This window comes from Hallella multisaccharivorax DSM 17128, from assembly GCF_000218235.1.
Taxonomy (GTDB): Bacteria; Bacteroidota; Bacteroidia; order Bacteroidales; family Bacteroidaceae; genus Prevotella; species Prevotella multisaccharivorax.
Window position 1 is genome coordinate 889,351 of sequence record NZ_GL945017.1, and the last position, 13,652, is coordinate 903,002.

General features: G+C 50.5%; 10 protein-coding genes. 5 read left to right on the top strand and 5 right to left on the bottom strand.

Annotated features, from left to right (window positions below; translation table 11 throughout):
- Window positions 1-3 precede the first annotated feature (3 nt).
- The 4 genes from argC to proB all read left to right on the top strand — a co-directional run bounded on the left by argC (window position 4) and on the right by proB (window position 4,166).
- Window positions 4-1,026, top strand: a complete 1,023-nt coding sequence (gene argC, locus PREMU_RS04130; RefSeq protein WP_007573361.1) for an N-acetyl-gamma-glutamyl-phosphate reductase — start codon at window positions 4-6, stop codon at window positions 1,024-1,026.
- A gap of 61 nt (window positions 1,027-1,087) precedes the next feature.
- Window positions 1,088-2,230, top strand: coding sequence for an aspartate aminotransferase family protein (locus PREMU_RS04135; RefSeq protein WP_007573362.1), 1,143 nt, complete (start codon window positions 1,088-1,090; stop codon window positions 2,228-2,230).
- A gap of 72 nt (window positions 2,231-2,302) precedes the next feature.
- On the top strand, window positions 2,303-3,088 hold the full coding sequence (gene proC / locus PREMU_RS04140) for a pyrroline-5-carboxylate reductase (RefSeq protein ID WP_007573364.1): 786 nt from the start codon (window positions 2,303-2,305) through the stop codon (window positions 3,086-3,088).
- Between the two features lie 4 nt (window positions 3,089-3,092).
- Window positions 3,093-4,166, top strand: coding sequence for a glutamate 5-kinase (gene proB / locus PREMU_RS04145; RefSeq protein ID WP_007573366.1), 1,074 nt, complete (start codon window positions 3,093-3,095; stop codon window positions 4,164-4,166).
- Here the strand turns inward: proB and PREMU_RS14085 are convergent, their stop codons facing one another.
- The 5 genes from PREMU_RS14085 to PREMU_RS04170 form a co-directional block, all read right to left on the bottom strand.
- Window positions 4,167-5,564 (bottom strand): TlpA family protein disulfide reductase, encoded by a 1,398-nt coding sequence (locus PREMU_RS14085; RefSeq protein ID WP_007573368.1) that lies wholly within the window; start codon window positions 5,562-5,564, stop codon window positions 4,167-4,169.
- A 2-nt stretch (window positions 5,565-5,566) separates the two neighbouring features.
- Window positions 5,567-6,964, bottom strand: a complete 1,398-nt coding sequence (locus tag PREMU_RS04155; protein ID WP_169311307.1) for a RagB/SusD family nutrient uptake outer membrane protein — start codon at window positions 6,962-6,964, stop codon at window positions 5,567-5,569.
- Between the two features lie 21 nt (window positions 6,965-6,985).
- A complete protein-coding gene (locus tag PREMU_RS04160) occupies window positions 6,986-10,486 on the bottom strand; it encodes a SusC/RagA family TonB-linked outer membrane protein (RefSeq protein WP_007573372.1) in 3,501 nt (1,166 codons plus the stop codon).
- A gap of 100 nt (window positions 10,487-10,586) precedes the next feature.
- Window positions 10,587-11,582 carry a FecR family protein gene (locus PREMU_RS04165; protein ID WP_007573373.1) on the bottom strand — a complete coding sequence of 332 codons (996 nt, stop codon included), beginning with the start codon at window positions 11,580-11,582 and terminating at the stop codon, window positions 10,587-10,589.
- Between the two features lie 89 nt (window positions 11,583-11,671).
- A complete protein-coding gene (locus PREMU_RS04170; RefSeq protein WP_007573375.1) occupies window positions 11,672-12,169 on the bottom strand; it encodes an RNA polymerase sigma factor in 498 nt (165 codons plus the stop codon).
- A 192-nt stretch (window positions 12,170-12,361) separates the two neighbouring features.
- Here PREMU_RS04170 and PREMU_RS04175 point away from each other — a divergent pair, with 192 nt between their 5' ends.
- Window positions 12,362-13,612 (top strand): glutamate-5-semialdehyde dehydrogenase, encoded by a 1,251-nt coding sequence (locus PREMU_RS04175; RefSeq protein WP_007573376.1) that lies wholly within the window; start codon window positions 12,362-12,364, stop codon window positions 13,610-13,612.
- The last annotated feature ends 40 nt before the right edge of the window (window positions 13,613-13,652 follow it).

Genomic DNA, 13,652 nt, shown 5'->3' on the forward strand with positions numbered 1-13,652 from the left:
GTAATGCAAAACAATACGACATCTGTTATTAAAGTCGGGATATTGGGCGCTGCCGGTTATACAGGTGGTGAGCTTATTCGCTTGCTTGTCAATCATCCACAGGCCGAGATTGTTTTCGCTAACAGCGAGAGTAACGCCGGTAATCTCTTATCTGATGTCCATGAAGGGCTTTACGGTGATACCGACCTCAGGTTTACGTCAGAGTTGCCTTTTGATGCGGTTGACGTGGTGTTCTTCTGCTTCGGCCATGGCAAGAGCGAAGCATTCATGCGGGAACACGACATCCCTACGCATGTCAAGGTCATCGACTTGGCGCAGGACTTCCGTCTCGCGCCTGAGAAAGTGATTCGGACGCAGCACCCAACGCCAGCAGCGCACGACTTTGTCTACGGGCTTCCAGAGATCAACCGTCAGGCGATCGCATCAGCAATGCATGTCGCCAACCCAGGTTGTTTTGCCACTTGCATTCAGCTTGGTCTCCTGCCTGCCGCGAAAATGGGCCTTCTGAATGACGATGTCACCGTCAATGCCATCACAGGATCAACAGGTGCTGGTGTGAAGCCGGGCGCCACTACTCACTTTTCGTGGCGCAGTAACAACATGAGCGTCTATAAAGCCTTCCATCATCAGCATGTACCCGAGATCAGACAGAGTCTCACCCAAGTGCAGGGCCATCTCGAGGTCTCCATCGACTTCATTCCTTTCCGTGGCGACTTTGCCCGCGGCATCTTTGCTACAGAGGTGGTGCGTACTGATGTCGGACTCGACACCATCGTAGAAGGCTACAAAGATTTCTATAAAGATCAGCCCTTCACACATTATGTTGATAAAGCCCTCGACCTCAAGCAGGTGGTCAACACCAATAAGGCGCTTGTCCACTGCGACAAGGAGGGCGATAAGCTCCTTATTACCGCGTGCGTCGATAATCTTCTAAAAGGTGCCGTAGGGCAGGCGGTGGAGAATATGAACCTTATGTTTGGTATCGATGAGCGGGCCGGACTGCGGCTGAAAGCGTCAGCGTTCTGACGGCTGGACACCGTAAAGGCTGCGCGATCATTGATTCTAAATATTTATCTTATACTTTTTTATGCAACCCTACAAAGTCTTTTCACTTTTCGATGTTAATATCGTCCGCGGCAAAGGTGCCCATGTTTGGGACGACAACGGTCAGGAATATCTTGACTTTTATGGTGGTCACGCCGTCATCAGCATTGGTCACAGTCATCCGCATTATATCGAGGCCATCTATGATCAGGTGCAAAAGATCGGTTTCTATTCCAACAGCGTCATCAACACCTTACAGCAGCGTTTTGCCGAGAGATTGGGAAAGATCAGCGGTTATGACGACTATAGTCTTTTTCTTGTCAACAGTGGCGCAGAGGCTAATGAGAACGCGTTGAAACTCGCCAGTTTCCACAACGGCCGTCGCCGTGTGCTCGCTGTGCGCCATTCATTTCATGGCCGCACATCACTTGCCGTGGAGGTGACCGACAATAAGAACTATCTTGCACCCATCAACGACAACCGCCAGGTCACTTTCTTATCCATGAACGATCTCAAGTCATGGGAAGAGGAGCTCGCCAAGGGTGATGTGTGTGCCGTCATCCTTGAGTGTATCCAGGGTATTGGCGGTTGTGTCATGGCTACTCCCGAGTTCGCACAAGGTCTGGCTAAGGCCTGTAAAAAATATGATGCGGTGCTTATCTGTGATGAGATACAGTGTGGTTATGGCCGCAGCGGAAAGTTTTTTGCCCATCAGTGGCTTGGTATCAGACCCGACCTCATCACTGTGGCGAAAGGCATAGCCAATGGTCTGCCGATGTCGGGTGTACTCATATCGCCCGATTTCCCACCTATCATTGGTCAATTAGGCACTACTTTTGGCGGCAGCCATCTCGCATGCGCTGCAGCTCTTGCCGTGCTCGATGTCTATGAGCATGATCATCTTGTGGAAAATGCTCACGAGGTGGGTACCTATTTCATTGATCAACTCCGACTTTTACAACAGGACAACAATCATATTTTAGAGGTTCGTGGGCGCGGTCTCATGATTGGAGTGGTGCTTGACGTGCCGCATAAGGAGGTGCGCCCGCGCCTGATTCATGAGCAGCACGTCTTTACGGGGTGCGCAGGCAATAATGTTCTCCGCATCCTTCCTCCGCTCATGATCACCAAGTCGGATGTTGACGACTTCATCACTCGTCTGCGGACAGTGCTCGATGAGTTATAACTTTTCCCGGAATCTGTGCGGAGGAGCGCCTGCCGCTCACTCAGAAAACACGGATTCCTAAATCATATCACTATGAAGATTGCAATTATTGGAGCCGGTGAGATGGGCGGTGCATTTGCCGCCGGACTTCTCAAAGGCGATTTGTTTAAGGCTGAGGACATCACCGTTGCCAACCCGCACGAGAATAAACTGCAACGTTTCAAACAGCTCGGAGCCAGCGTGACCACCGATAATAAGGCAGCCGTCACTGATGCCGACTTTATCACTATCGCCGTTAAGCCCAAAGTGGTTAAGACTGTTGTCGATGAGTTGAAGGACTCTCTTGACTATGACGGTCAGGTCATTGTCAATATGGCGGCGAGTGTCTCCATAGTCCAGCTCAGCGAGTGGTTAGAGAAGGATGGCAAGGTGCCGGAGATCGTGCAGGCTCTGCCCAACATCGGTATCGCCGAGAAAGCGTCCATGACTTTCCTCAGTCCAGCCCCGCAATCGTCCCGGCATCTGTCTCAGGTCGAAGCCATTTTCAACAGTGTGGGTAAGACGCACATTGTTGAGGAGAGCCTTCTGTCGTCCGGCACGGCACTTTCCGGCTGCGGCATTGCCTACATCATGCGCTTTGTTCGCGCGGCCTCTGAGGCGGGCGTGGAGCTTGGCTTCGAGGCCGACGATGCCAAGAACATCGTAGTGCAGACCATGCAGGGCGCCATCAACTTGCTGAATGCCAATGGAGGCAATCCCGAAGCAGAGATAGACAAGGTGACGACCCCTGGTGGCATGACGATCCGGGGCTTGAATGCCATGGAGCAGGCAGGCTTCACCAATGCCGTGATACAGGGCTTTAAAGGCTGTTTGAACTAAGATGATGAAGAAACGAATTGTTGTGAAGGTGGGCTCCAATGTGCTGACCCGCGCCGACGGTAATATCAACGTGACCCGTGTCTCGGCTATTGTCGACCAGATAGTGTGGCTCCGGAAACATGGCTATGAGCCCATCCTTGTGTCCTCAGGGTCACTTGCCTGTGGCAGGGGGGAGCTGTCGGCCAGCCGCAAGCTCGACAGCGTGCAGCAGCGGCAGCTATTCTCGTCTATCGGACAGGTGAAACTCATCGGTCTCTATTACGATCTCTTCCGCGAGTATGGCGTGTGCATCGGGCAGATGCTCACCATGAAGGAGAGCTTTTCCACACGGGGCGAGTATCTCAACCAGCGAGCCTGCATTGCCGTGATGCTGGAGAATGGCGTGCTGCCCATCATCAACGAGAACGATCCTGTGAGTGTCACCGAGTTGATGTTTACCGACAACGATGAGCTTGCAGGACTTGTGGCATCGATGATGAACGCGCAGACACTCGTCATCCTCACCAATGTCGATGGCATATACAACGGAGACCCGAAGGACCCCACGACACGCGTCATTCCGGTGGTCAGCTATGACCGTGATCTCAGTGAGTATGTGCAGGAGACGAAAAGTAATTTCGGGCGTGGGGGCATGGTGACAAAGCTGAAGATTGCCGGCAAGGTGGCTGACGAAGGCATCAGGGTAATCATTGCCAACGGTACGGCCGACAACATCCTTGTGGAGCTTGCGGAGCATCCCCAGGAAGCGATGCATACGGAGTTTCGGCCTAACCCGAATTCCACCTCACGTATCAAGAAATGGATTGCGCACAGCGAGAGCTTTGCCCATGGACGTGTTGTCATCAACGCCGAAGCAGAGGAAGCACTCAAAGGCGACAGGGCTGTGAGTCTGTTGCCTGTCGGTGTGACGGCTGTGGAAGGTGACTTCGAGGAGGGCGACATCATCGATGTGGTCAATTCCAAGGGAGAGACGATCGCCCTGGGATGTAGCGGATACAGTGCAGCTGAGGCTCGGAAAGTGATAGGTGTTCATGATGTCAAGCCGCTTATCCACTACGACTATTTGTACATGGAGTAATTATAAGAACAGATCTAACTTCTTGTGGAAGTCGGTGTCGCTGGGGCGGAAAGCGTCACTGTCACCGATCGTTCCATCTGCTTTGATGACCATGAATCGGGGAATGGCGGTAATGCCATAGGCGTCGGACAATGCCTCATTTTGATCCTCGCTGACATGATATTGTGCCCACTGTGGCTTGTCGTTCCCTATCATCTTCAGCCAAGCCTCTCGGTTCTCATCCACAGAGATGGAGATAAACATCACCTTGTCGTTGCCTTTGTATTCTTCTACACGCTTGGCAAGATATGGAATCTCACGCTTGCAAGGGCCGCACCAAGTAGCCCACACATCAATATAAACCACCTTTCCGCGAAGCTCACTAAGACGATGTTGATTGCCTTGTGCATCCTCGAAAGAGAAGTCTTTTGCTTTCATGCCCGGTCTTGTCTGTTTCATGGCAGCCACCTTCTTACCGTAGGCTGCTATAACAACGCTGTCATCGGTAGCATATTCAGCAAACGGTTTCCAGAAATCGTCGATGTTCTTGAAGTCCTTGCCATAATCGATGGTCTCCATCGCACAGTCGATGAGCAGCCGGTGCTTCACATAGGGATTGGTGATATACTTCTTCATGACCCGGAGATATTCCAGTCCGTAAGTTGTCTGGTCTCCGCCCCATTGTGCGTGAACCGTTGTGTCCATGTGCTCACGGATGAAACTCTGCGGGATATTGTTATAAAGCCCTATCCAGTTGTTGGGACCCACCGCATCTATTTCTTTCAAAGCCCTGTTGCGACGGGTGTTGTTCTTCGGCAGCAGACGGCAGAGGTAGTTGTCATGCCGGTCTTCGTTGATTTGCGTCATGAAACAGCGCAAAGAGTCGTTCTTGATCTTCTTGATAGCGTCGGCGAGCGTCTGATAACGCTTGTCGAGCGTGCTCTCACGCTTTTCGGGAGCAATTTTAGGTTGCTTTCCGGGGTAAGCGAAGAAGTCGGTGAACGCATACGCTTTCTCATAGTCACGCAGGCAGCGGGAGGCGTCAGCATTGGTTCCTTGATAGTCCAATGAAAGTTGCCCTTTCGCATCACGCTTGGCAGAGATATTGATGTCTTTTCCTTTTTGGAGAAAGAAGTCCCACTCACTGCCATCGGCCAATACAAGGTAAGCCGGACAGAAGTCCATCTTACCTAAGTTGTCGACGGAAACAGAGAAGGCGCCTTTAGCATCCGCCTTGACACGTTTCTCATCACCGTCGTAGCGGTTGCCGCCACGCTCGGGATTGTAGCACAGATACATCTTTTTGTTCAGGGCTGTATCTGCGATACAGCCTCTTACAGTCTGTGCCTTCAGTGTTTGCGAAGCCACCAGACCCGCGATAATGAGTCCGGCAGCTGCAAAAGAAAAAATTGTTTTCATTATTAATAGTTCTGTGTGAGATTCGAATTGTGACGTGTCGCATTGAGCGGGAACGGGAAGATCCAGAGCTTGGAGTCCGGGGCAATGGAGAATTCCATTGTTTTGCCACTCTGCTTGAGCGTGATGTGCCGGCTCAGCGTAGCCTTATAGTCTGCTTCGGTGTTCCAACGTTTCCGGTCGAAGAAGTTGTCGTAGGTAGCGAGGCACTCAATGAACTTAGCCCTTTGCAGCAGTGCCATCGCCTCCTGTTCTGTTGAGGCGATGAAAGGCTTGTAAGCGTCTGGTCCGATGCGCTTTTTCCGCACTTTATTGATGAGGTCGAGGCCTTTCTGTATCTGTCCGGTGCGGATATAACACTCGGCAACCGCGTAATACATGCGGTCAGAGGTGATTCCCCAGTTGTTCCAGTGAAGGTCATAACTTTGACATTCAAGACAGCCTTCGACGCCACTGAGCATCTCGCCATAATAGCTGTTCCACAGTGGATCTCCATAGCATTGTGCATCGTTGATGGTGATGTCGCCATCCTCAAACTCTGCTACCGTCTCCTTCGTGAGGTATTCTCCCCAAGGCTTTCCCATACCGTGATTGATATACATAATATTGCTGGGATCGATTTCATTAATCACCCATTCATTACTTGAGATGATAGACGTACGGTCAGCGATTGTACCGTTATATTCCAATGCTTTTAAGGCATAGGGGAGCGCCTTGTCATATTCCTTCATCTGCATGAGCACTTTGGCTTTCACGGCGTAGCCCCAGGCCTTGCTGCCGCGGATCTCCTCGGCTTTGTCGGGTAGGGCTGCGATATAGTCGTCTGAGAGATCGGCGAGGATCTTGTCATAGTCTTCGGCAACCGTGAGTTTCTGAGGTTGCGAGTGTGTGTCTATATCCTCCCGATAGGGCACGCCTGTCTGTTGACTTGCAGTGGCGGCATCGTATTGTGGAGCATAGATGTTGACAAGGATATAGTGCATATAGGCACGGAGAATATGTGCCTCCACCTTGATGAGTGTCTTCGTGGTGTCATCCCCCTTTGAAGCATCGGCCTTGCTCAGAATGGTGTTGGCATAGAAGATATATTGATAGGCACTGGAATAGATCTCATCAGTGGCCGTCAGATTGGCCCGGTCTATGGTCTCATTGTATGTGAGCAAGGCATAATTGAGCGTGTTCGTCTGCGAGAGTGCTATAGGAACTTTACTTGGGTAGCACTCGTTGACAACCATGCAGAGGGGGTCCGGATCACCGAGATCCCAGTTACTGTTCAGCAGTTTCTCCAAATCGGTGGTCTTCTCAAGGATAGTCTTGCCCTTCGGCGTGATATCAAGTTGGTCATCACAGGCTGACAATGCGAGGACTGTGACAAGAAACAGAAGAATATATTTTATTTTCATCTTGAATAGCATTGAATAATATTAGAAATTGACACTCAGACTCATCGTGTAGCTTCTCGGTGTGCGCACCAGTGTTTGACCGCTATATGGGTCTACACCCTCAGGATCGATGTTCTTGGAGTTGCGCGCCCACGTGAAAACGTTGTTCATCTGCACGCGCAGACGTAGACCACCAACACCGATCCGCTTGCAGAGCTCAGGAGGGAACGTATAACCGAGGACAAGGGTGCGCATCTTCATATAGTCGGCATGCACCACGTTGATATCGAAGGACGCCGGGTCATCGTCATACATGCGCATGTTGTAGGCAGGACGTCCGCTGGCAAGATAAGCCGTGGGGTCACTGCTGTGCCAGTAGTTGAGCATGCTGCTGTAGACTGGCTCAGTGTACTCGCTGCTCATTTGGATTGTCCAGTCGCTGGCATTGATCCGCATGTAATGACCGAGATAGCAAACCATCATGGCTGAGAGTGAGAAGCCGCGCCAGGTGATGGTTGGCGTCAGCGATGCGCTCACTTTGGGATCGAGTGATCCGCTGTAAACGGCGTCGACAGCCTCAAAACTGCTCTCATAGGTGGCTGCGGCGATCTTGGTACCGTCTGTCTTGATGAAGTAACACTGTTGGTTGCCATCTTCGTCGAGAGCGATGCCGCCATAGCGAAGACTGTAGAGAGAGTGAACAGGCTTGTTGAGATGATAGGTACTGCTCTTGAGGGCCTCGTAGCCACTCGTGATCTCATGATTGATGGCTGTCACCTTGTTGCTGTTATAAGCAATGGAGAAGTCAGCGCCCACGCCCCAATCCTCACGGCGGCGAGCACGCAGAATGTCAGCAGTCAACTGTAGCTCCACACCTTGGTTGCGAATCTTGGCGTTGTTGATGGTAAGCTCGTCCCAGCCGATTGTCGGGTCAACATCCGTCGTTGAAAGGACATCCGATGAGTTTTTCAGGTAATAGTCGAGAGAGCCGCGCAGCCCGTTGTTGAAGAGACTGAAGTCGGCACCGATATTCCAGGATGCCGTCTTCTCCCAGCGCAGCTGATCGTTAGGCGGTGTGACTAAGGTGGCTTTTTTGCCGCCGTATATATACTCGGTTGAGATCTTTGCGGTCAGGTAAGAGGTGTAGTTGCTGTTGATGTTACCGGTCAGACCACAGCTGGCGCGCAGTTTCAGCATGTTTATCCACGAGATGTCCTTCATCCATTTCTCATTGTTGATATTCCAACCTGCACCTACAGACCACAACGGACGTCCACGGAACTTTGGGTCGCTGCCGAAGAGGTCTGCCTTGTCGACACGATAAGAGGCTGACAAGCTGTAGCGACTGTCGTAAATGTAGTTGCCCGTGAAATAATAGGAATAGAACCTGTGGAGATAGTCTGATGAAGAGAAATCATTGATTCTATAGCCGGTAGGAGAGTAAGCATCCGAGATGTCGGAATGCTGAAGCTTGTACATATCATAGAGGTTGGTCATGTAGGTGGAGTTAGTCTGCGTCTGATCATCATAACCGACCTGCTCATTGCTTGTAGACCGGCTGTGCGTCTGACGAAACTCGAAACCGGCGACTCCTTCAATGGCATGCTTCTCAGTAAAGATGTGGTTATAGGTTGCCTGTGTGCGGAAGGTATAATAGCCACCGTCTAAGGTATAGAGGTCGAGCAGTCCGCCCCCGGGCAGATAATGCTTGCCTTTATAAGTATAGAGGTTGTAGAGGTGGCGCATGGTATAGGAGTCGGCATCATAGAGCCCTTCCCGTTTGGTATAGCGGTCCTCGTACTGGAACTGTCCGCTGACATCCAAACCGTCAATAGGGTGAACGTCCAGTTTCACGTAAGGACGGAGCAATGTACTGCGCGTATGGCGGAAGTTGTGATGGATTTCATCCTGAAGTACGAAAGCCTCGCTCTTCAGTCCGTAGCTGCTATTGCTCAGGTTGGGTTCGTTGAGATCCACAACACCTTTGCGAGCCAGCGCTGTGCCGTCTTCCGCCCACATCGTCTCGTAGTTGTTGAAAGAGTTGATGCCTTCTAAACCGAACATATCCATGCGGCTCTTTGATCGCTCGCTCTCTACATAGAGGCCGAAAGACATGTTCATCCATGAGGTTATATTCAGCAGTCCGTCATAGTTGCCCGTGAGCGTACGGTCGTATAAGCCTGTCGTCCCCGTGTTGTCCGATTTGAAGTTGACGCTGATAGAGGAGTTGAGATGTTTGCCTTTCGTACGTAGAGCAAGGTTGTATTGCTGGATTATCTGGTGACGCAGCATCAGGTCTTGCCATTCTTTCTTATAGTTGTGTGTGCTCCACTTGTTCTTGGTAGCAGTGAAGTCGTCATCGGAAATGGTACCTTTATAGTGATGCATCAACAATTGCATCATCGGAGAATAACCACATCCTTTATATCTGTCGAAACTGCTTTTGAGACTGTTGAAGGCGTCTTCGTCGTTCTTGAACAGATAGTTGAAGTTGTCATCCATCAGTTCAATCTCTTCCGCTGCCGAGGCATAGCCGAAGTTGCTGTGGTCAGATTTCTCCGAGATATTGAGGTCTGCGTTGAAGTCGGCCTGCAGCTTTTCTTTCGTAGCTTTCTTTGTCACGACGACGATGACACCGTTGGAGGCACGCGCGCCATAGATGGCTGCTGCAGCGGCATCCTTGAGCACGGTGATGGAAGAGATATCGTAGGGGTTGATGTCCTCAAGACTGCCAGAGATAGGCAGACCGTTGACAACGATCAGTGGGGAGGTACTTGCCGAGAGCGTACTGATACCACGGATAGCTATCTGATTGGTTACGCCATTGTCGTATTTCACGAGTCCTGCGATCTTGCCTTCGAGGTTACTTGTCACGTCGCCCGTATAACGGTTGTCCAGATCTTTCTCTGTGATCTGTTGGAAGGCGCCGGTGGCATCTTCACGTTTCAAGGTCTGATAACCGGTAACGATGACATCGTTGAGCGTGTGATCGTCGTGCTGGAGAATGATCTTCACGGAGCCCGCACTCGCTTTGCGACGCAAAGTCTTCATGCCGAGATAACTGTATTCTATCACGGAACCAGCCGGCACGTCGCTCAGTCGGAAGTGTCCGTTCTGATCCGTGATGGTGCCGAGCGAAGTTCCTGCAATGCGTACACTGGCCCCGATGAGAGGCTCGCCATTGTCGTCTAAGAGTTCACCACAAACTTCTCCATTCTGTAGCGGCTTATCGGCCTGTGCTTTCTTTAGGGTGATGATTTGTCCTCTGACGACAGCCGTCAGACCTTTACCGGCGATGAGACGGTTGACGGCCGCGGGGACATCAAGGTCGTTGATATCAGCAGAGACCTGAATGTCCTTCAAATCGGAATAGTTGTAGTTGATTTTGTAATAACCGTTCTGCTTCTCCATCTCATAGAGCGCCGTTGGCAAGGAGATGGCGTTGTTTTTGAGCGTCACTCTCTTTCCCTGGGCTGCAGCTTGCATGACGAATATAAACAGACAACACAACAGAAGCAATACTTTCTTTCGATTTCTCTTCATTTACACTGTTATTTATTTGATGATTTAACTTACGCCTTTTCACTTATTACTTTAAAATAGTAAAAAGTGGACATAAAAAGAGAAGAAAATGTGAAAAAAGTTATCTTACAGTGATTGCTCCGTCGCATAGCTCCACTTGAACGCCATCGATATCGTCAAGGTCTTGCAAGGTCTTAGTGAGTGTCGCCTTTCTGCTTCCGACAAAATGTATCTGCATGTTTATGTTGGCTGTCTGCTCAATGACGACATTCACTCCATACCAGCGTGCTATCTCGCGGATGACATCTTTCAAGGCTGTCTGGTGGAAATAGAACAGTCCCTCTTTCCATTGAGTTAGAGGGTAGGTATCGACGGTGGACAATTCGCAGCCTGTGTTCTTGATGGTTAACTGCCGGGAGTGCAGTAAAGTATAATCTTTGTTGTTTGCCATGACGCTCACACTTCCACTGACAACACTTATGCAGACGGGTCTCCCGGAATAAGAACGGATGTTGAAAGCGGTGCCGAGGTCTCGGACGGTGATGCCTTCCGTATCGATGATGAAAGGATGCTGCGCATCGTGCTTAACCTCAAAATAACCCTCACCTTGCAGCATAACCTTCCTTGTACCATTGGACAACGGTGTATATGCCAACTTGCTCTCTGCATTCAACCATACAGAAGATCCGTCGGGGAGCTGAGCGTGGCGTATCTCGGCTCTTGCCGTCTTTATGTTGATTGCCGGAGAAGAGGTTGTGGCGTTAGGCGAGCTCGTCGATGACTGTGTTTGGGGAAGAGAGCTGCCTCGATGGGCCGTCGTTGTCTTCACTCGTTGGGCTATCGGGGAATGAACTTTTGGAGAGGTATGGGATGTCGATAACTGGACACTTGGGAACAAAAGACGGATGATGAGGAAAATCGCTGCGACAGCTGCTATGCCTTTCAGGGTATAGCTTACCCATTGGAGTTTGGGTGTATTATGCTCTTCCTCTTCTGCGGTAGGAGATGCAAGGTGCAACCGGGCAGAGAGATTCTGCCAGGCTTCGTCTATATCCGGCTTGGGCGCTTGCCCGCGCTGAAGCGCCTTGCGTAATATGTTCTTGCTTTTCTCGCTCATCTTTATCCCATTCTTGAATCTTTGTTTCTAAACGTATTTCCCGTTATTCTCTATCTTATACTCTATATAATATAATGAGTGGACAATCGTTACTCTTTTTTAACCCTTAATAGACTCCGGAGTGTCTTCAGACTGCGGTATACGCTTTTCTTCACACCGTCAATACTCATGGCAAACGCTTCGGCTGTCTTCTGGATGCTCATGCCTTGCTCGTATCGGGCGGCTAAGATCTTGCGGTTGCCGGGTGGAAGCTTCTCCAAGGCGTGTTGCAAGGCGATGATTTGTTCTTGAATCAAGGCTTCGGTGTCGTCATCAATGTTCAGAAGCGTGTCGTTGATGGGAGAAGCCTGTAACATTCCCTTGCCTTTTGCCAGGTCTATGGCACGGTTGCGGACGCAAACATAGAGATAACTTTTGATGGTAGAGGCTTCCATGTCGCGGTGCCGTTGCCAGACAGAGGCAAAACAGTCGCTTACTACATCTTTGGACTGGTCACTGTCGCCAAGGATGTCGTAGGCATAATAGTAGAGAGGCTCGTACAACTGACGAAAGATCTTCTCGAAAGATGTCTCTGTAAGCGCTGGCATAACAAATGCAAAGTTACGACAATTTCTTGTAATAAAATCTATAATGGCGTTTTAAACATCCGTTATGTAAGAATATGAAATATTCTTTCAGGAATACATATTATCGGCAAAATAATGTGATAATTGTTTCCTTATCTCCATCATTTTCGTTAAATTTGCAAGCAGAAGACAACCATAGGGAAAGAATATATAATGATTTTGAAAGATACATTCAAAGCCGTTAAGGAGGCATCGAAAATGCTGGTGCTTCTCAGCGATGAGCAGCGCAATGGGATTCTCAATGCCGTTGCCGATGCAATAGATGTCCATCAAAACGAGATATTGAAAGCCAATGCCGAGGATTTGGGAAAGGCTGGTGAGGACTATGCTTTCTACGACCGTCTGCTCCTGACGTCTCAGCGGCTGCGGGAGATAGCCGGTGATATGCGGCACGTGGCTACCCTTCCTTCACCGCTCGGCCGCGTGCTGAAAGACAAGACGCTGGACAACGGCCTGCATCTGAGACGTGTCAGCGTGCCTTTCGGCGTCATAGGTATGATCTTCGAGGCACGGCCTAACGTAACGTTCGATGTCTTCTCGCTCTGTTTCAAGAGTGGCAATGCTGCTGTGCTGAAAGGTGGAAAGGAGGCCGACGGTACAAACCGGGCTGCCGTGGCAGTCATCCATGAGGTGCTTAACAGATATGGTGTCAATACGCATGTCGTTGAGCTCTTGCCTGCAACGCATGAGGCCACGGGGGCGATGCTCACGGCGGCAGGTTATATTGACCTTTGTATCCCGCGTGGCAGCAAGCGGCTTATCAGTTTTGTGCGCGACACAGCAAAGGTGCCGGTCATCGAGACGGGTGCCGGTGTAGTGCATTGCTATTTCGATGAGAGCGGCGACCTGGAGATGGGCAGACGCATTGTTGACAATGCAAAGACGCGTCGATGCACAGTCTGTAACACGCTCGACACCTTATTAATCAACAGTCACCGTTTGCAGGATCTACCGGCACTTGTTGCTCCTATGGCACCCAAAAGTGTGAAGCTTCATGCTGACAGCCGTGCTTATGCGGCACTTGAAGGACACTATCCTGCAGAACTGTTAGAGAAGGTCAATGACCCTGATACATGGTACACAGAATGGCTTAGCATGCAGATGGGTGTATGCACTGTGGACAGTCTCGATGAGGCGCTACGGCATATCGCCACTTATGGCAGCGGACACAGTGAGAGTATCGTTACGGAGGAAAAAGCCAATGCCCGACGCTTTGAACAGATGGTGGATGCCGCCTGTGTCTACGTCAATGCTCCGACGAGTTTTACTGACGGTGCACAGTTCGGTTTGGGTGCGGAGATAGGAATCTCCACACAGAAGCTTGGTGCACGCGGGCCGATGGCCTTAGAGGAGATAACGACCTACAAATGGCTGATTGAGGGGAAAGGACAGATCAGAATGTGAAATGTGGAGTGTTTAATACCATTCCACACTTGACATTTAA